The organism is uncultured Arenimonas sp., from assembly GCF_963976025.1.
Classification (GTDB): domain Bacteria; phylum Pseudomonadota; class Gammaproteobacteria; order Xanthomonadales; family Xanthomonadaceae; genus Arenimonas.
This window is the reverse complement of sequence record NZ_CAXBJS010000049.1, coordinates 1-17209: the sequence shown is the minus strand read 5'-3', so window position 1 is coordinate 17209 and position 17209 is coordinate 1. Positions and strand designations below refer to the sequence as shown.

The window sequence follows — 17209 nt, the reverse complement described above, 5'->3', positions numbered from 1 at the left end:
CAGCCTCGCCCAGCGGCTCGCGAGACCAAGGAGCGTCAAGGGAATCTCTCCAGGCACACCAACCAGGCGGGAGATCTGCCAGCTCCAATACGGACGGGTCCGAGTTTACGGGATGGCTCATACACACATGTACAAACTCGGAAGGTGGGTTTAGCCCATCCAAGAACTGCCACCCGTGATCATCGTCGTCATGCGCAACAAACAAGATCGGGTGTCCCTCGTAGACGATGGACTTCGAAACAAGGGTCGCTGTATCTGGTGGTTGATCGAAGAGCCACATATGAGGCCTAACACCTTGAGTTAAGCCGCGCCGAAGGCGTCGGCTACTCAAGCAGGATCACGTAGAGCCACCGCGGCTCGCGTTGCTTAAGAAAAAAGAAATAGATGGGTCCGCCTAGGGCGATTGCGGGAATCACGCCAAAGAGCAAGGTGGATGTGAAGTAGAAGGCGGCGGCGTCCCCAGAGCCTTGAAAAGCGGTGCCGGGATTACCAAAAAAGAGTGCAGCCCCAAGAGCGGCCATGACTGTCGCAGCCAAGAGCAGCGAGAGAGCTGCAGTTGCCTCGACTCTGACAAACAGCCTGATGCTGTCCATGGGGCCTAACACCTTGAGTTAAGCCGCGCCGAAGGCGTCGGCTTGAATGATTGGTTAGGCATCGAGAACGTACCCGAGCCCAGCCAGCAATGAACCGAAGATGAGCAATAATGCAACCTGCGCTCTACGGCCAGACTTCCTGGCATTTACCTGTGCCCCGGAGAGCGGCTGCAGTGGCGCCCAGATTTGGAGCGCCACGAAAGCCAACAAAACGACGCCAGTGGAGGCAAGTATGGGTATCCAGCTTGAGTAAGCAAGTGATGCCCAAGCTGCCATGACCGTTGCAACGAAACCAGTGCCACGAAGAATCTGTGTCGGGAGAATGGACTCAGAACACTTGCCGCCGCAGAGCCTGCACGTGGCCGGCGCCCAAGGCGCCGCAATCAGCTTTCCAATCGCTGAAACACCCTGACCTGTGCAATGGGGGCAGCGAAACATTTGCGTGGCCTAACACCTTGAGTTAAGCCGCGCCGAAGGCGTCGGCTTGAATGATTGGTTAGGCCCCACCAGTAGCGAGGGACCCGGCAATAAGTCTAAGCCGGTCGAGAGCCTCCGTGTAACCGATGCGGCCAGCCAGAATGTAGGCGGGCTGGCTCGCGGACGAATCAGGTGCTAAGGCAGCCAGTACCTCTTCCGCAACCCGGCGGTGAGGATCGATACGACGCGCCAATAAGGCAAGATCCGTCGTGGCTGGATGAGCCTCGTGACCATCGAGGGCATAAGACCAGTAGAAGTTGTCGTACTGGTCCAGGAATTCCCCGACGCTTAGGCGGCCGTCGACAACTCCACGAAGCAACTCGTCGTGGCCGTCCAGTGCAGCAATGAGATCCCTAGTTTCCAATTTGCGAGGATGTGCCGTGTGGGGCCTAACACCTGAGTTAAGCCGCGCCGAAGGCGTCGGCTTGAATGATTAGTTAGGCCTCGGCCGGACTAGCAAGTCCAGTAGACCCGGTTCTGGAGATCGACAACTTCGGGGCCGCCGCTGCAACCCCCGACGTCTCGCAGCGAGCGATCCGCTTCCTCGCGCCCGATGATCCATTGTTCTGACGCGGCGTGCCACATGAGCGTGCCCTCGTCCAGGACGCCTGCGGGAAAAGGATCTGATGCCTTCGGGTTTACAACGACGACATGGGGTCCGTTGATGCGGACAGTGAGACGAATGCTCGGAATGGTCGGATGCTCGGCGAAACGATGCATGAACTCGTACTCGCCCGAGGGAAGGGGGATTGGCGGATCTGATGCTGCTACGCAACCAGCTAGGCCAAGAAACGCAACTGCGAGAGGAGTTTTCATCCGAGGCCTAACACCTTGAGTTAAGCCGCGCCGAAGGCGTCGGCTTGAATGATTAGTTAGGCCTACAAGCCGAGGTTGAGGCCGCTGATAACAGTATCGAGGACCTTGGTCTCGAAGTCTTGAAGTTTTTGCCACTTGACTCGATCCAAGTCAGACCACTGGCCCCCTGCGGAGAGGCGCTTGCCAGTTGCGTACGAATCCCGCCAAACGGCTTGGCACCCCGAATCACCGGTGAGCCCTTGGCGGTCCAAGATTCTCGCAGAAACTGACCCGACGAACTCCTTATCCGCGCCAAGCGCAAGGCCTGTGATCTCGCAGTACGTGTAATCGGGAGCGGCAATGGACGGCGCCGAAAGAAGGAGGAGTGATGCGGCTATTGCAAGACGCATTGAAGTCTCCTGGAGGCCTAACACCTGAGTTAAGCCGCGTGCCGGAGGCACGTCGGCTTGAATGATTAGTTAGCCGTCTTGCGACGTGCCACGGTAATAGAGTCTGCCAGATTCAATGAAGGCTTGAGCTGCAGCCCAGCCCTTTAGATCCCGTTTGCGTGGAGCCTTAAAGTCCTTGCCCATGAAGTGGGTCTGGCCGCCGCAGTCGGGGCATTTGTATTCCCTGTTCGCCTCGAAAGACTCGGTCTCTTGAGCCTGTCCCTCAAGTTGATTTGCGGTCATGAAGCGATCCTGGGCTGGCGAGAACTGCGGGCGCTTGAACGATTTTCGGCAATGAAAGCAGGCGAACTGGAGAGGTACGCCGATGCTCTTCATGACGGCTAACACCTATTAAGCCTCAATAACGAGGCGATGCGCCGATGCTCCCGCTGGCTTGGTCGGCCGTCAAGCTCCGGGGCGCCTCGCCTGAGAAGGCTATTGGCTGTGCCGAGACTCGGGGCGATAAGTGGCCATCCGGGTTTATGCCTGTCGAATGATCGATAAGACGGAACTGGAGGGGATTCGATGGATAAGCCCTGAGACTTTTTCTCGGCTTGCCGGCGTCTGGCAGCGGTCCGGGCGCGAAGTGGCCCTAGCCAGCCGAAGACAGCTTGAGCCCCACGATTCCAGCCACCACCAGCACGATGCTCACGATCCGCAGCGTCGACACCGGTTCCTTGAACAACACCATGCCGGCAATGGCGGCACCGACGGCGCCGATGCCGACCCAGATGCCGTACGCGGTGCCCAGGGGAATCTCGCGCATCGACAGGCTCAGCAGGTAGAAGCCGACGACCATCGCGACCACGGTCAGCACGCTGGGCAGGGGTCGGGTGAAGCCTTCGGTGTATTTCAGGCCCACGGCCCAGCCCACTTCCAGCAGGCCGGCCAGGACCAGGAACAGCCAGTTCATCTTTCGTCTCCTCGCGTCAGTAACGCGACCAGGTTTGTCGCAGCCCGACCAAGTGCACCAGGCCGATGGTTAGGCAGATGCCGGAGCTGAACGCCCAGAAGGTCGGGCTGTTGCCGGGGAAATAGGGCATCAGGAAATAGAAGCCCAGGCCGCGCGCCAGGTAGCTGCCAGTGACGATGCACAGCACGAAGCGAAGCAAGGGCAGCCTTCGGATGAGTCCCGCGCCGGAAAGGGCGTAGGCCGACCAGATGAACAACATGGCCGCGATCACCAGGGTGGCCACCGTCGGGTACCAGTGACCGGCCAGGTGCATCTGCGCCATCTGTTCGCCAGCGCCCAGGAACCGGTACCAGGGCGCGCCGAAGACGATGCAGCCCAGGTGGGCGACTGCGGCCAGCGCGCTGAGGATGCCGCCCGCCAGCAGGAACGGGTTGGGCCGGCGCCGAAGCGAGGGCTCAGCCGGCATCTTTTTTCACGAAGCCCGACTTGAGCTTCATCGGGCCAATGCCCTCGATGCGGCAGTCGATGTCGTGGTCGCCGTCCACCAGGCGGATGTTGCGCACCTTGGTGCCGATCTTCACCACCGAAGACGAGCCCTTGATCTTGAGGTCCTTGACCACGACCACGGTGTCGCCGTCGGCCAGCGCATTGCCATTGGCGTCGCGCACGACCTTCGCTTCCTCTCCGGCTTCGGCGGTTTCGCCGGGCGCCCATTCGTGGCCGCATTCCGGGCAGACCAGCATCAGGCCGTCCTGGTAGGCGTACTCCGACGCGCAGGCCGGGCAGGGCGGCAGCGTGCTCATGCGCCCACCTCGACCCGGTCGACCTTGGTGAAACCGCGCGGCAGCAGGTTGCCGCGGCTGGCGCGGCTGCCTTCGTAGGCCTGCAGGTCGCGCCAGCTCAGCACCAGCTTCTGCTTGCCGCTGTAGACGGTGAGTTCGCCGCCCTGGCGCACGCTGGCGATGGCGACCACCTTTTCCTGGCCGGACTTGAGCTTGGCCGGCGGAATCTGCACCAGCTTGTTGCCCTTGCCCTTGTCGAGTTCGGGCAGCTCGGCCAGCGGGAAGGCCAGCAAGTGGCCGGCGCTGGTGATCGACACCACCCAGTCGGTCTTGATGTCCGTCACCAGTGCGGGTGTCAGCACCTCGCCGTCGCCGGGGTTGAGCAGCGCCTTGCCGGCCTTGTTTCGGCCGGTGAAGTTTTCGAAGCGGGTGACGAAGCCGTAGCCGTAGGACGAGGCCAGCACGAAGCGCGCGTCGTTCTCGCCCGCGGCCAGGGCGACGAAGCTGGCGCCAGACGGCGGGCTGAAGCGGCCGCTCACCGGCTCACCGTTGCCGCGGGCGCTGGGCAGCGAATGAGCGATGGTGGAATAACTGCGGCCGGTGGAATCCAGGAAGGCCACCTGCTGGTTGCTGCGCCCGCGCACGGCCTGCAGCAGACCGTCACCTTCGCGGTAGCTCAGGCTGGCGGCGTCGACGTCGTGGCCCTTGGCGGCGCGGATCCAGCCCTTCTTCGACAGCACGATCGTGACCGGTTCGCTGGGCACCAGGTCGGTTTCGCTGATGGCCTGCGCAGCCTCGCGTTCAACCAGCGGCGAACGACGCTCGTCGCCGAACTTCTTCGCGTCCGCCAGCAATTCGTCCTTGACCTGCTTCTTGAGCTTGGCCTTGCTGCCCAGGATGGCGCTGATCTTCTCGCGCTCCTTGGCCAGTTCGTCCTGCTCGCCGCGGATCTTCATTTCTTCCAGGCGGGCCAGCTGCTTGAGCTTGGTGTCGAGGATGTAGTCGGCCTGGTCTTCGCTGAGCCCGAAACGCGCCATCAGCACCGGCTTGGGCTCGTCCTCGCTGCGGATGATGCGGATCACTTCGTCGAGGTTGAGGAAGGCAACCAGCAGGCCTTCGAGCAGGTGCAGGCGGCGCTCGACCTTGTCCAGGCGGTGTTTCAGGCGCCGCGCCACGGTGTCGGTGCGGAACAGCAGCCACTCGGCCAGGAAGTCGCGCAGGTTCTTCACCTGCGGCCGGCCGTCGAGGCCGATGATGTTGAAGTTCACCCGGAAGCTCTTTTCAAGGTCTGTGGTGGCGAACAAATGGCCCATCAGGCCTTCGAAGTCGACGCGGTTGCTGCGTGGCACCAACACCAGGCGCACGGGGTTCTCGTGGTCGGACTCGTCGCGCAGGTCCTCGAGCCAGGGCAGCTTCTTGGCGCGCATCTGCTGCGCCACCTGTTCCATGATCTTCGACGGCGACACCTGGAAGGGCAGGTGGGTGATGACCAGGTTGCTGCCTTCGCGAAGCCACTTGGCGCGGGCGCGCACGCTGCCGTGGCCGGTTTCGTAGATCGCGCGCAGATCGGCGGCGCTGACGACTTCATTGAGGTTGTGCGGCGGGATGTCGGTGGCCATGCCCACCGCGATGCCGGTGGTGCCGTTGAGCAGCAGGTGCGGCAGGCGCGCCGGCAGCCAGCTCGGTTCCTGCAGGGTGCCGTCGAAGTTGGGCACCCAGTCGGCGGTGCCCTGGGCCAGTTCGCCCAGCAGCACTTCGGCGATGGGCGTGAGCTTGGACTCGGTGTAACGCATGGCCGCAAACGACTTGGGGTCGTCGGTGGAACCGAAGTTGCCCTGGCCTTCGATCAGCGGGTAGCGATACGAAAACGGCTGGGCCATCAGCACCAGCGCTTCGTAACAGGCGCTGTCGCCGTGCGGGTGGAACTTGCCGATCACGTCGCCGACGGTGCGCGCGCTCTTCTTGGGCTTGGCGGTCGCGCCCAGGCCCAGTTCGCTCATGGCGTAGATGATGCGCCGCTGCACGGGCTTCAGCCCGTCGCCCAGGAAGGGCAGCGCGCGGTCGAGCACCACGTACATCGAATAATCGAGGTAGGCGCGTTCGGCGTATTCGCGCAGCGGGATCTGTTCGAAGCCGTGGAAAACGGGGCGGGCAGGCTCGGTCATGCTTTACTCAGGTGGGAATTGGAACGATGGCCGCATTCTACCGGGCCAGGCAGGCCGGGTCCGCGTTTGATTCACAAGGAGCAAGGCCATGAGCTGGGTAGGGATCATCCTGGTAATCCTGGGCATCGTGCTGGCGATCAAGTTCACCGCGTTCGCGCTGCGGCTGGTCTTCATCGGGATCATCCTGGTCGGCCTATACCTGTTCCTGGGCCCGCTGCTGGGCTTCGGGTAAGCGGCCCTTCATTCCGCGAGCGCGTCGCCCCACTGGCGGGCACGGCGTGATGCCCCGTCGCCCGCTTCGGCGTGCGCCGGGTCGTCGCCGACCACGCGGTTGCGTCCGGCCCGCTTTGCCCGGTACAGCGCGGAATCGGCGCGGTGGAACAGGTCGCCCGCGTCGTAGCCGCGGCCCATGTCGGCCACCGCCACGCCCACGCTCAGGCTCAGCCCGTCCATCGGCGGCTGGGCGTCGGGTGCCCGCCAGACCAGGTCGAAGCGAAGCTGTTCGGCCAGGGCCTCGGCGGCCGGTTGGTCCATTCCTTCGCAGGCCACCAGGAATTCGTCGCCACCAAAGCGGCCCAGCAGGTCGACGCTGCGCAGCTTGCCGCGGGCGATGCCCGTCGCCAGGCGCAGGGCCTCGTCGCCGGCCAGGTGGCCCAGGCGGTCGTTGATGGCCTTGAAGTTGTCCAGGTCGAAAACCAGCAGCGCGACGATGCGGCCGTGGTTTTCCGCGTGTGAGAGCAGGGTGGCCAGCTCGGCGGCGAAGGCTTGCCGGGTCATTGCGCCGGTCAGCGGATCCACCGAGACGCGCTCTCGCAGGGCCAGGTGTTCGACCTCCAGCGCCTTCTGGCGGGCACTCATCTGCTGCTTTTCGCTGCGCAGGTGGCGAACGTGCCGGCTCAGGCGCAGCAGGCCCCAGGCCAGCAGCAGAACCGGGATGGCCAGTGCCCAGGTCCAGCGTGGCAGCCCGGTCGCTGTGTCGGGATTCGCGTCCTGCGGCCCTTTCCCCGGCGTCGCAGTCGTTTCCATCGCCATGAAGCGTTCGCGCGCACGCCGGGTGCCGGAGTCGGCGGCCAGCTGGCCCAGCTGGCCGAAGCTGGTCAGCCGGGCCCGGGACTCGAAGGCGCGCTTGCTGGCCGACAGGGCCTCGTCGCTGCGGCCCAGGGCTGTCCAGGCCTTTTCCTGCTCAAGCGACACGTCCTGCAGCAAGCGGTCGAGCTTGAGCTCCTCGCCTACCGCATGGGCGGCGGCCAAGGGTTCGATCGCCTGGGCAGGGCGCCCCATGCCGACCAGTGCCCGCCCGAGCGCCAGGTTCAGATCCGAAGCGAGCACGCGCTCGTTGATGGCGGTGGCACGCAGAAGGCCATCGCGCAAGGTGGAAAGGCCTTGTTCGGCCTCGCCGCGGGCGACCAGGGCCTGCCCCAGGGCGAGGCTGGCGAGCGCAGGGCCCAGTTCGCCGCCGTTGCGTGTGAACGCGGCCTGGGCGGCGCGGGCATCGGCCAGGCTGGCATCGGTTTGTTCCAGCGCCAGGTGGATCTGTGCGCGCAGCACCAGGTTCAGGCCAAGTGGGAAATCCGGCGGCGCGTCTCCCATAAGGGCAATGGCTTGGTTGGAGGCCTGGAGCGCGGCCTCGTGGTCTTCCAGGTTCTGGAACAATTTGGCCAGCGAATAATGACTCTCGGACTGGTCCATGGCGTGGCCAGCGGCCCGCAGCTTTTCCAGGGCGCTGACCTGCAGCTCCACGGCGTCGGCGTAGAGGCCGCGTGTTTCCAGGATGCGGGCCAGGGCCCGTTCGCCGAGCGCGACCTGGCGGGTGGCGCCGATCTCGCGCCAAAGGGTTATCGCTTCCCGGATCTGGCTTTCGGCATCGTCGAGCTGGCCTTGTGCCTGGGCTGCCAAACCCAGGCCGTAGTACGAACTCGCTTCCTCCCGGCGGTCGCCCCAGCGCAGGGCATCGGCCAAGGCTTCTCGTTCCAGCGCGATCACGGCCGCTGTGTCGCCGCGGCGATAGGCATCGTCGCTCAGCGCCGATAGCGCCTGGAAACGGTCGCGCCGGAACGCCGCCTGCCCGGACACGTCGGCAGCGCGACGGATCCAGGCCGCTGCGTCCGGAGATCGCGCGGCGCGGGTGAAACGGGCCTGTGAAACGGCGAGCCGGACGCGACCGTGCTCACCACCAGCCGCCGTGGCCAGCGTGGATAGCCAGGGTGACGCATTCGCCTGCCAGGCCAGCAGGATTTCGGCGGCGGCGGGGTCGGGCTGGCCGGGGCCGGATGGTGTCGGCTGGGCGAGGGCGGGCAGGGCCAAAGCCAGCAACAACGCGGCTGCCCGGCAGGGCGGGCAGCGGGCGCAGGCGAGCTGGTCAGGGCCTTCGAGCGGCGGCATTGGCCGAACATTAGCCCGTTAGTGCAAGTGTCTCCAGTCCCGCCGGCCGTATCCGCCGGCCTTGTTATGCTTCCGGCCTTCCCCCGCCTGGTTGCCGATGATCCCCCAGCTCAACATCTCCCGTGCCCGCTTGGCCTTGATCCTGGGTGGGCTGGCGATGTTCGGGCCGTTTTCGATCGACACCGTGTTCCCGGCCTTCCTGGTGATGGCCGACGACCTGGGCGTGGGCAAGGTGGCCATGCAGCAGACGATCAGCGTGTACCTGATCGGCTACGCGGCGATGTCGCTGTTCCACGGGCCCATTTCCGACGCCATCGGCCGAAAGAAGGTCATGCTGGCGGGCATCGTGCTGTTCACACTGGCCTCGGTCGGCGCGGCGCTTGCCCAGGACATGCCGACGATGCTGGCGTACCGGTTCATCCAGGGCCTGTCCGCGGGCGTGGGCATGATCGTCGGCCGTGCCGTTATCCGCGACTGCCTGCAGGGCGACGATGCCCAGCGCCTGATGAGCCACATCTCGATGATCTTCGGCATCGCCCCTGCCATCGCGCCGGTCATCGGTGGCTGGATACTGGGTTTCTCCGACTGGCACGGCATCTTCTGGTTCCTGGCCGCCTTCGGCGTGCTGCTGCTGGTGGCCACCGCCTGGGGCCTGCCCGAAACCCACCCGACGGCCGACCGCACGCCCTTGCATCCGGTGACGCTGGCACGCGACTACGGGGCGATGCTCGGCAACCGCAGCTTCCGCCTGCTGGCCCTGGTCAGCGTGTTCAACTTCGGTGCGCTGTTCCTCTACATCGCTTCGGCACCGGCATTCGTCATGGACCTGCTTGGCCTGGGCGAACAGGACTTCGTCTGGTTCTTCGCGCCGACGATCGGCGGCATGATGCTTGGCGCCTGGTTCAGCGGCCGGGCCGCGGGGCGCATGCCCGGACGGCGCTTGGTGGGCTGGGGCTTCCTCTTTTGTGGCATCGCCGCCGCCTACAACATCGGCTACAACGCGCTCACGACCTCGCCCACCTTGCCCTGGGCCGTCCTGCCGACGGCGCTGGGCGCCTTCGGCATCGCACTGGTCTTTCCGATCGTGACGCTGGGCCTTCTGGACATGTACCCGCGCCAGCGCGGAGGCGCTTCGTCCATGCAGGCTTTCATCGGCCTGCTCTCAAACGCGCTGATCGCCGGCGTGCTGTCGCCGATGGTCAGCCACAGTGGCCTGGCACTGGCGCTGACCGCAGCGGCCTTCACCGCGGTGGCCTTCGGCCTGTGGCGCTGGTACCTGGCACACAGCACTCGCTGCCCGGACCCCGACGCCGCCATCGCAAGGCACGAGCCGACCGACAAGATGTAGCGGGTACGTGTCGCGGCGGCGTTGCGGTTTCAGGGCGGATCTGACAGCCGTTGCAGGGGCGAGTCCTGTCGGAACCAGACGTTGCCCTGGCCATCGTCCAGCCACAACTCGACGCGATCTTCGCCGCCCTCGTTCCACCGCAGCTGCACTTCGCCGACGGGCCGCGTTTCGTAGGGCCCGGGTTCGCAGCTGCGGCAGTAGCCGCGGTAATCGTGCAGGTCCATTGTCACGAGCCCCGCAGCTGCCGGGCCACGGACGCTGCCAAAGGCCCAGCGTCCCGTGCCGGTGGCATCGTAGTAGTAGAGGATCGCCACGGAGACGTCCTCGCCGCCATAGGCATGGCTCTGCAGGGAGAGCCCCCAGCCGCTGTCTTGTTCGCCGGCGTACCAACTGCCGGTGCAGTCGGGCTCGGCGCGCTCGTGGCCGGCGACGGGCAGGGGTTCCAGGCACCAGTGCAGGGTTTGGCCGTCGATCCGCGCCTCCATCGCCACCAGGGTCAGCGCGTCTGCGCGATCGACCCCATCCAGGCAAGCGGCGTGGCTGGCAGGGTCGTCGAAGCGAAGATCGATCCGGTCACTGCTGTCGCCTGCCGGGCGCTGCCGCGGCAACCGTTCCGGCTCGTAGTCGAACCGTGCAACCGGCACGGACAGGATGCCGCCCTCGGCCTGCCCGACGCCAAATAGCCACTCGGTGCGCCGGTCCTCGGCGTAGCTGTACATCAGGACCATGATGCTGTCGGCAACGGTCTGCAGGTCGATGCCGTGTCCATCGCGCGCCCGGTCGTACCAGAGACCCCGCAAGGTTGGCAGCGGCTGGGGCACGGCTTCACCGCCGAAGTGGCCCACGTGCCTGGGTCCCATGCCCTGCGCGATCACTTCAGGCGCGATGCCCGGACCTTCCGCAGTGCCGGAAAGACGCCAGCCGTTGCCCAGGTTGCCGTCATGGCAGTCCAAACCCTGGCCAATGCAGGTGTCGACGATGGCCTGCATCGCCTCCGGGTGCCAACCATTGACCCAGTCACCGTGCAGCGATGCGCCGCCTGGCGTCGCCGTGCCTGCCTCATAGGCATCCGAGGACAGTCGCCAGCCGCGGGTGCTCTGCGTCGCCGGGTCGGTGTTCTCGGGCTTCACCGGGAATGCGTAGTGGTAGCTCACGCGCACCACGGGCACCGGGTGTGATGCCGGGCAGGTCGGATTGCGGCCATTGGCATCGGTTTCCGGATACGCCATGTGGCTGCGATGGTCTTCGCTGTCGAGATCGACACCGTTCAAGCAGCTTGGGAAAAAGACGTCGGCGCGCAGGCGGTCGGGCAGGGTGCACTCGGGGATCGTGGCTGAGAAGCGGGCATTGTCGGCGTCGCTGCTTTGCCAGGTCTGGCAGTGCCAGCGAATGACGGCGCTCGATTGCGGCGTCGAAGGCGTTGCGCGCATGTCTCCCGCAATCATGCCCAGGCCCGCGGGCAATGGCTGGATGGCTTCAAGGTCGTCAATGCCGGCGGAGTAGTAGAAAACTTCATGCGCCTCGTCGTCGCCGCCCACCACCGCCTCGACCTGGATCCAGGCCGGTTCGCCGAAGCGGTCGTGCTCGCGACTGCCGTCCGCGGCGTACTTCGGGGCCAGGACGGCGGGCACCCAGTAGGCGCTTCGGTTGAGGTCGTTCCCCTGGCAGCTCGACACCCGGCCATCCCCGCGCGCCGGCGTACGGTGCATCGTCTGGATGGTCGTGCCGGCATTCACGTCGAAAAGCCCGTAGAACCGGTGCAGGTGTGCCGCCCATGCGCGCCCCGGATAGACCAGCGGATCGTCGTAGGCAGCATGGGAAAAATCACAGTTGATGCGCAGGATGCCGCGCCAGCTGTTGGGCGCGACCGGCGCGGGGACCTGGCTGGTGCGTTGCAGGTCGGGATGGTTGCCGCCCGCGATCGAAGACTGCGTCCAGCGATGTTCCGCCAGTTCGCCACGGCTTCCGTCGAGCGCCAGGGCGCGGACCTGTATTGAATGTTCCCCGGGTGCCAGACCGAACACGGTCGTCGGGGACGCGCAGGCTGCGAACCCTGCGCCGTCGAGCGAGCATTCGAAGCTCTGCGCACCATCGGCCTGGAAGGCGAGTGTGGCGTGCGCGCTGCTCGTGGTTGTCGGCGGCGCTTCGGTGAATCGTGTCGCGAGCGACTGCGCAAATGCGGCGGGTGAAACAGCCAGGGTCAACACGGCCAGGGCAAAGCGAGAGCGCATGGGAGTCCTCCTCGTGAGTCCTCCAGAACGCGCTTTGCCCGATGGCGTTTACCGGGCGGGAAGAAAAAACGGCCGACGGGTCGCCCCGCCGGCCGTTGATTCAGCTTGCAGCAACAGTCATCAGGACTTGGCCGGCTCCCAGCCGCAGGTCTTGCCCTGGTTCTGTTCGGTCAGCCAGGTCTGCAGCGGCTGGAAGTATTCCAGCACCGCCGAAGCGTCCATCTGCTCGCCGCCGGTCAGCTCCTTGAGCGTCTGCTGCCAGGGCTGGCTGGAACCACGCTGCATCATCGCCCAATAACGCTGGCCCGCTTCCGGGTTGTCGGCGAAGTTGCAGGTGTACAGCGGGCCTTCGTGGCCGGACGCATCGCACAGCGACTTGTAGAACTGGAACTGCAGCACGTGCGACAGGAAGTAGCGCGTGTAGGGCGTGTTGCCCGGCACGTGGTACTTGGCGCCCGGGTCGAAGAAGTCTTCGCCGCGGGCGGGGCCGGCCGGCGCCACGCCCTGGTACTTGGCCTTCAGTTCCCACCAGGCACTGTTGTAGTTGTCCGGCGTGATCGAGCCATCGAACACGCCCCAGCGCCAGCGGTCGATCAGCAGGCCGAAGGGCATGAACGCGACCTTGGCCAGGGCCATGCGCATCTGGTTGTTGATCACCGCTTCTTCGCTGACCGTCGGCTGGTCGACCAGGCCGATCGAGGCCATGTATTCCGGGGTCATGGAAAGCACGATGGTGTCGCCGATGGCTTCATGGAAACCGTCGTGCGCGCCGCCCTGGAAGATCGGCGCCTGGTCCTTGTAGGCCAGGTAGTAATAGATGTGGCCAAGCTCGTGGTAGATCGTGGTCAGCTCTTCCTCGGTGGGCTTGATGCACATCTTGATGCGCACGTCGCTGCCGTCGGTGTCCATCGGCCAGGCGCTGGCGTGGCAGACCACGTCGCGGTCGCGCGGCTGCACCAGCATCGAACGCTCGTAGAACGATTCCGGCAGCGCCGGCATGCCCAGGCCGGTGTAGAAACCTTCGGCCAGCTTGGTCATGCGGGTGGCGATTTCCAGGTCGGCCTGGCGCTCGATCTCCACCTGCTGGGCGGCGGTCAGGTTGCGCATGCCGCCGGCCTTGGCCACCAGGTCGGACAGGATGTCCTGGCGCTGTTTTTCAAGCGCGCCGTTGACGTCCAGGCTGCCGACGCCATCGTAGGGCTGCAGCAGCGGCCAGAGGTTGCCCCAGTCCTGCTGCCACAGGTTGCCGGTGAGGTGGGCGGGGATCATGCCGTTGATCGAACCCTTCTCGCCGTACTTTTCCTCGAGCTTGCCGCGGGTGTAGCACTGCAGCTGCTCGTACAGCGGCTGCACCTGGCCCCAGAGGCGGTCGGCCTCGGCCTGGAAGTCGGCGGCGGGCATGTCGTAACCCGCGCGCCAGACGTCGCCGGTGTTTTCGAAGCCCATCTCGACGGCGCCTTCGTTGGTCAGCTCGACGAAGCGCTGGTAGTCCTTGCGCATCGGCACGGCGATCGAATGCCAGCCTTCCCAGGCGGCGCGCATCTCGTCGTAGCTGCTGCCGTCGGTGTCGGCGAGGATCTCGCTGACCTGGCCGATGTCCTTGCAGTCTTCACCCACGCACCACTTGCCCGAACCGTAGGTCGCGCCCATGCGGCTGGCGATTTCGGTCAGTTCCTTCAGCTTCGCCGGGTCGCGCGGGGCGGGCATCGACGAGCTGGTCTTGAGCAGGTGCAGGGCGCGCGCGGTGGCGCCGTCCAGGCCTTCGGTGTCATAGCCCTTGGCCTGGGCGATGAATTCGTTGTTCTTGGTCAGCCAGCGTTCGTTGGCGGCCGACTCGACCCGCTGGCTGTCGGAGTTGATGTAGGTGGAACCAAGCCACGCGGCCGAGGTCAGCTCGGGCGTCATCTCTTCGATGGTGGTGTTGACGCGGCCGACGAAGGCGTCGGCGGACTCGGACTTGGCGGCATCGGCCGGCGCGGCAGCGCTGTCGGCGGACTTGTCATCGGACTTGCTGCAGCCGGCAAGGGCAAGCAGGCCGGCGGAAATGGCGAGCGCCAGCAGGGCGCGGTGGGATTTCACGGGTGTGCTCCAGAGGTTCAGTGGGAAACCACCCCCGAGCCTATCCCTAAATCGGGTCGGAGACCATTTCCAGGCCCCGGGCGGCCAGGAAGGCCCGGGCGTCTTCGGCGTCGTTCTCGAACCAGGCCCGGGCCGAGCCCAGGCGGAAGGTGTAGCCCCAGGCGTCCATGTCGGCCATCAGCCGGTCGCGGCCGACGCCGGGCAGGCGGTCTGCCAGCAGGATCTGCAGGCAGCAGGTGGCGTCTTCCTCGGCGACGGAGTCGGTGGCATCGGTATGGACCCGGGCGCGCCGCTCGGGCGGCATCACGATCAGGTGGCAGGCCTCGTGCAGCAGGGAATGCACGGGGGTGTCGGCGCGGGCATACACCGTAGTGCCGACCAGCCCGGCCTCGCATTCGCCCCAGTAGCTGCCGGGGATGGGCTCGCCGTCGGGCACCGGTGCAAGCACCAGCCCGAACTCCGCCAGCAGTGCCGCCGGGGCCTGCAGGCCGATGTCGGCCAGCCGCAGCACGTCGGCCCCGGAAGCAGCAACGGCACCGGCGGGCGCCGGTGCCGTCGTGGACTCGCCGGTCATGTCCGGGTCAGCCGTTGGCGGCGGCCGGTTTTTCCGGCAGGGCGACGGAGATGTCCAGCAGTTCGCTGTCGCCGTCCTTGTGCAGGTCCACCTTCACCGCGTCGGCGTCGACGTTGATGTACTTGCGGATCACTTCCAGCAGCTCGCGCTGCAGCACCGGCAGGTAGTCGGGTGCGTTGCGCAGGCTTCGTTCCTGCTGGATCAGGATCTGCAGGCGATTCTTGGCCGTGCTGGCGGTGTTCTTGTTGCGCTGGGTGAGGAAGTCAAAAAGGCCCATGGCTCAAGCTCCGAACATCTTGGAGAAGAAGCCCTTCTTCTCGACAGTGGTGAATCGCATCGGGCGCTCTTCGCCCAGGATGCGGGCGACGGCGTCGGTGTAGGCCTGGCCGGCCGGCGAAGCCTCGTCCAGGATCACCGGCACGCCGGCGTTGGAGCTTTGCAGCACCTCGGGCGATTCGGGGATGACGCCGACGACTTCAAGGCCCAGGATTTCCTGCACGTCCTTGATCGACAGCATGTCGCCGGCTTCGACGCGGCGCGGGCTGTAGCGGGTAAGCAGCAGGTGTTCCTGCACGCGGCCACCGTCTTCGGCCTTCTTGGTCTTGCTCGAAAGCAGGCCCAGGATGCGGTCGGAGTCGCGCACCGAGCTCACTTCCGGGTTGACCACCACCACCGCGCGGTCGGCGAAGTACATGGCCAGGAACGCGCCCTTTTCGATGCCGGCCGGGCTGTCGCAGACGATGAAGTCGAAACCCTCGTCGCCCAGGTCCTTGAGCACCTTTTCGACGCCTTCCTTGGTCAGCGCGTCCTTGTCGCGGGTCTGCGAGGCAGCCAGCACGAACAGGTTCTCGAAGCGCTTGTCCTTGATCAGGGCCTGGCGAAGGCTGGCTTCGCCGTTGACCACGTTGACGAAGTCGTACACGACTCGGCGCTCGCAGCCCATGATCAGGTCGAGGTTGCGCAGGCCGACGTCGAAGTCGATGACGGCGGTCTTCTTGCCGGCCCGGGCCAGGCCACAGGCCAGGCTGGCGCTGGAGGTCGTCTTGCCGACGCCGCCCTTGCCCGAGGTCACCACGATGATTTCAGCCACTAATGTTCTCCGTAACGCGTTTGCGCCCTGGGGGCGTCTGTTGTTGGGGGGTCAGCCGAGCTGTTCGATCCGCAGCTTGTCATGCTCGAGCCAGATCTGCACGGGCTTGCCCAGCAGTTCCCTGGGTATTTCCTCGAGCACCTTGTAGTGGCCGGCGACGGCCACCAGTTCGGCATGGAATTCACGGCAGAAGATGCGCGCGGAGGTCACGCCCGAGGCGCCCGCGAGGGCGCGCCCGCGCAGCGCGCCGTAAACGTGGATCGAGCCGTCGGCGATCACCTCGGCCCCGGCGCCGACCGTGGCGCACAGGGTGAGGTCGCGGTCCTGGGCATAAACCTGCTGGCCTGAACGCACCGGGTGCAGGTGCACCAGGCCGGGTTCGGCCCGGGCCGCCGGGGCCGGCGCGGGCGCGGCTTCCGGCGCCGGAGCCGCCGGGGCCGGGGCCGGCGCAGGCGAGGGAGCGGCCGGCAGTTCGCCGTCGCGTTCGTAGGAGGCGCGGAACTTGGCCAGCAGGGGCAGGCCCACTTCCTGGCTCAGGGCTTCCACGGCGCTGGTGCCGTAGGCCAGGGCCACCGGCAGCACGCCGGCGCCGCGCAGGGCGTCAAGCAGGGCGCGGGTCTGGCCGGCGTCGGGGCACTGGCTGAGGCCGCCGAAGTCCACCACCACCGCGGCGCGGGCGAAAAGCTTGGGCGCGCGGCGGACGCGGTCGGCCATTTCTTCGGCCAGGCGCTTGGGGTCGAGTGTGCGCACGCGCAGGTTGGCGATGCCCACCTGGCCGAACTTCAGCTCTCCGGCCTGTTCGTAATCGGGGTTGGCTGCCATCTCAGGTTCCCGTCGCCAGGACCGGCCGGCGGCCGGGCAGGGGGCGGGCGCGCAGCCAGTCCACGTCGGGCAGGCGCCCGCCGTAGGTTTCGGCCACGAAGGGGTAGCTGCACATTTCCTTGAGCAGCATCGAGGCGCGGATGTCGTTGGCCGCCATCACGTTCTGGCCGACTTCGCGGAAGCCGAAATGGCCGTGGAACAGCAGGGCCGGGTCGTTGCCGGTCTGCAGGAAGACCTCGCAGGCCAGCAGCGGCCGGCGCACTTCGGCAAAACTCTGGACGTCGGCATAGAAGGCCCGGCCGCGGCCGCCGCCGCGGCGGGGCCGGGCGATGACGATGCGGTCGATGTACAGGAAGTCCGGGTAGCGTTCCCGGAACCACAGGAAATTGGGACTGTCGTGCGGCGCGTCGGGGCCCAGGGCCACCAGGAAGCCTGACACCAGGCCGTCCTGTTCGACGACCCGGAAATATTCAGCGTGTTCCCAGAAAAAGCGGGCCTTGGCCAGGTCC

The 17209-nt window shown here is 66.0% G+C and carries 17 protein-coding genes; 2 read left to right on the top strand and 15 right to left on the bottom strand.

What is annotated here, in order from left to right; translation table 11 throughout:
* Positions 1-323 precede the first annotated feature (323 nt).
* The 7 genes from AACZ35_RS05745 to parC all read right to left on the bottom strand — a co-directional run bounded on the left by AACZ35_RS05745 (position 324) and on the right by parC (position 6174).
* Positions 324-593 carry a hypothetical protein gene (locus AACZ35_RS05745; RefSeq protein WP_339827021.1) on the bottom strand — a complete coding sequence of 90 codons (270 nt, stop codon included), beginning with the start codon at positions 591-593 and terminating at the stop codon, positions 324-326.
* 930 nt (positions 594-1523) lie between these two features.
* Positions 1524-1790 carry a hypothetical protein gene (locus tag AACZ35_RS05740; protein ID WP_339827019.1) on the bottom strand — a complete coding sequence of 89 codons (267 nt, stop codon included), beginning with the start codon at positions 1788-1790 and terminating at the stop codon, positions 1524-1526.
* 554 nt (positions 1791-2344) lie between these two features.
* The gene (locus AACZ35_RS05735; RefSeq protein WP_339827017.1) at positions 2345-2650 is read right to left on the bottom strand and encodes a hypothetical protein; all 306 of its coding nucleotides are present in this window, start codon (positions 2648-2650) and stop codon (positions 2345-2347) included.
* A gap of 256 nt (positions 2651-2906) precedes the next feature.
* Positions 2907-3227, bottom strand: a complete 321-nt coding sequence (gene sugE / locus AACZ35_RS05730; protein WP_339827015.1) for a quaternary ammonium compound efflux SMR transporter SugE — start codon at positions 3225-3227, stop codon at positions 2907-2909.
* Between the two features lie 16 nt (positions 3228-3243).
* Positions 3244-3693 (bottom strand): hypothetical protein, encoded by a 450-nt coding sequence (locus AACZ35_RS05725; protein WP_339827013.1) that lies wholly within the window; start codon positions 3691-3693, stop codon positions 3244-3246.
* A complete protein-coding gene (locus AACZ35_RS05720) occupies positions 3683-4030 on the bottom strand; it encodes a zinc ribbon domain-containing protein YjdM (protein WP_339827011.1) in 348 nt (115 codons plus the stop codon). Before AACZ35_RS05720 ends, AACZ35_RS05725 begins: the two co-directional genes overlap by 11 nt.
* Positions 4027-6174: a DNA topoisomerase IV subunit A gene (gene parC / locus AACZ35_RS05715; protein WP_339827009.1), complete on the bottom strand. Its 2148-nt coding sequence runs from the start codon at positions 6172-6174 to the stop codon at positions 4027-4029. Before parC ends, AACZ35_RS05720 begins: the two co-directional genes overlap by 4 nt.
* A gap of 88 nt (positions 6175-6262) precedes the next feature.
* On the opposite strand from parC, the gene AACZ35_RS05710 reads away from it, so the two are divergent.
* Positions 6263-6406: a hypothetical protein gene (locus AACZ35_RS05710; protein ID WP_339827007.1), complete on the top strand. Its 144-nt coding sequence runs from the start codon at positions 6263-6265 to the stop codon at positions 6404-6406.
* Positions 6407-6414: 8 nt separating this feature from the next.
* Here the strand turns inward: AACZ35_RS05710 and AACZ35_RS05705 are convergent, their stop codons facing one another.
* On the bottom strand, positions 6415-8556 hold the full coding sequence (locus tag AACZ35_RS05705) for a diguanylate cyclase (RefSeq protein ID WP_339827005.1): 2142 nt from the start codon (positions 8554-8556) through the stop codon (positions 6415-6417).
* Positions 8557-8653: 97 nt separating this feature from the next.
* Between AACZ35_RS05705 and AACZ35_RS05700 the strand changes: the two genes are divergently transcribed.
* Positions 8654-9904, top strand: a complete 1251-nt coding sequence (locus AACZ35_RS05700; protein WP_339827003.1) for a multidrug effflux MFS transporter — start codon at positions 8654-8656, stop codon at positions 9902-9904.
* 29 nt (positions 9905-9933) lie between these two features.
* Here AACZ35_RS05700 and AACZ35_RS05695 read toward each other — a convergent pair whose 3' ends face one another.
* The 7 genes from AACZ35_RS05695 to AACZ35_RS05665 form a co-directional block, all read right to left on the bottom strand.
* Positions 9934-12135 carry a DUF1996 domain-containing protein gene (locus AACZ35_RS05695; protein ID WP_339827001.1) on the bottom strand — a complete coding sequence of 734 codons (2202 nt, stop codon included), beginning with the start codon at positions 12133-12135 and terminating at the stop codon, positions 9934-9936.
* Between the two features lie 120 nt (positions 12136-12255).
* Positions 12256-14214, bottom strand: a complete 1959-nt coding sequence (locus AACZ35_RS05690; protein WP_339826999.1) for a M2 family metallopeptidase — start codon at positions 14212-14214, stop codon at positions 12256-12258.
* Between the two features lie 46 nt (positions 14215-14260).
* Positions 14261-14788, bottom strand: a complete 528-nt coding sequence (locus tag AACZ35_RS05685; protein ID WP_339826997.1) for a hypothetical protein — start codon at positions 14786-14788, stop codon at positions 14261-14263.
* A gap of 7 nt (positions 14789-14795) precedes the next feature.
* Positions 14796-15065 (bottom strand): cell division topological specificity factor MinE, encoded by a 270-nt coding sequence (minE, locus tag AACZ35_RS05680; RefSeq protein ID WP_188662658.1) that lies wholly within the window; start codon positions 15063-15065, stop codon positions 14796-14798.
* Between the two features lie 3 nt (positions 15066-15068).
* Complete coding sequence (gene minD / locus AACZ35_RS05675; RefSeq protein ID WP_339826991.1) at positions 15069-15878, bottom strand: septum site-determining protein MinD; 810 nt, start codon at positions 15876-15878, stop codon at positions 15069-15071.
* 51 nt (positions 15879-15929) lie between these two features.
* Positions 15930-16700 (bottom strand): septum site-determining protein MinC, encoded by a 771-nt coding sequence (gene minC, locus AACZ35_RS05670; RefSeq protein ID WP_339826989.1) that lies wholly within the window; start codon positions 16698-16700, stop codon positions 15930-15932.
* 1 nt (position 16701) lies between these two features.
* Positions 16702-17209, bottom strand: a 508-nt coding sequence (locus tag AACZ35_RS05665; RefSeq protein ID WP_339826987.1) for a GNAT family N-acetyltransferase, incomplete at its 5' end; no start/stop codon positions are given.

What these genes read in the sequence shown, in the direction of transcription:
- AACZ35_RS05745 (WP_339827021.1), bottom strand. Translation starts at nt 593, where the DNA reads ATGGACAGCATCAGGCTGTTTGTCAGAGTCGAGGCAACTGCAGCTCTC.
- AACZ35_RS05740 (WP_339827019.1), bottom strand. Translation starts at nt 1,790, where the DNA reads ATGCATCGTTTCGCCGAGCATCCGACCATTCCGAGCATTCGTCTCACT.
- AACZ35_RS05735 (WP_339827017.1), bottom strand. Translation starts at nt 2,650, where the DNA reads ATGAAGAGCATCGGCGTACCTCTCCAGTTCGCCTGCTTTCATTGCCGA.
- sugE (WP_339827015.1), bottom strand. Translation starts at nt 3,227, where the DNA reads ATGAACTGGCTGTTCCTGGTCCTGGCCGGCCTGCTGGAAGTGGGCTGG.
- AACZ35_RS05725 (WP_339827013.1), bottom strand. Translation starts at nt 3,693, where the DNA reads ATGCCGGCTGAGCCCTCGCTTCGGCGCCGGCCCAACCCGTTCCTGCTG.
- AACZ35_RS05720 (WP_339827011.1), bottom strand. Translation starts at nt 4,030, where the DNA reads ATGAGCACGCTGCCGCCCTGCCCGGCCTGCGCGTCGGAGTACGCCTAC.
- parC (WP_339827009.1), bottom strand. Translation starts at nt 6,174, where the DNA reads ATGACCGAGCCTGCCCGCCCCGTTTTCCACGGCTTCGAACAGATCCCG.
- AACZ35_RS05710 (WP_339827007.1), top strand. Translation starts at nt 6,263, where the DNA reads ATGAGCTGGGTAGGGATCATCCTGGTAATCCTGGGCATCGTGCTGGCG.
- AACZ35_RS05705 (WP_339827005.1), bottom strand. Translation starts at nt 8,556, where the DNA reads ATGCCGCCGCTCGAAGGCCCTGACCAGCTCGCCTGCGCCCGCTGCCCG.
- AACZ35_RS05700 (WP_339827003.1), top strand. Translation starts at nt 8,654, where the DNA reads ATGATCCCCCAGCTCAACATCTCCCGTGCCCGCTTGGCCTTGATCCTG.
- AACZ35_RS05695 (WP_339827001.1), bottom strand. Translation starts at nt 12,135, where the DNA reads ATGCGCTCTCGCTTTGCCCTGGCCGTGTTGACCCTGGCTGTTTCACCC.
- AACZ35_RS05685 (WP_339826997.1), bottom strand. Translation starts at nt 14,788, where the DNA reads ATGACCGGCGAGTCCACGACGGCACCGGCGCCCGCCGGTGCCGTTGCT.
- minE (WP_188662658.1), bottom strand. Translation starts at nt 15,065, where the DNA reads ATGGGCCTTTTTGACTTCCTCACCCAGCGCAACAAGAACACCGCCAGC.
- minC (WP_339826989.1), bottom strand. Translation starts at nt 16,700, where the DNA reads ATGGCAGCCAACCCCGATTACGAACAGGCCGGAGAGCTGAAGTTCGGC.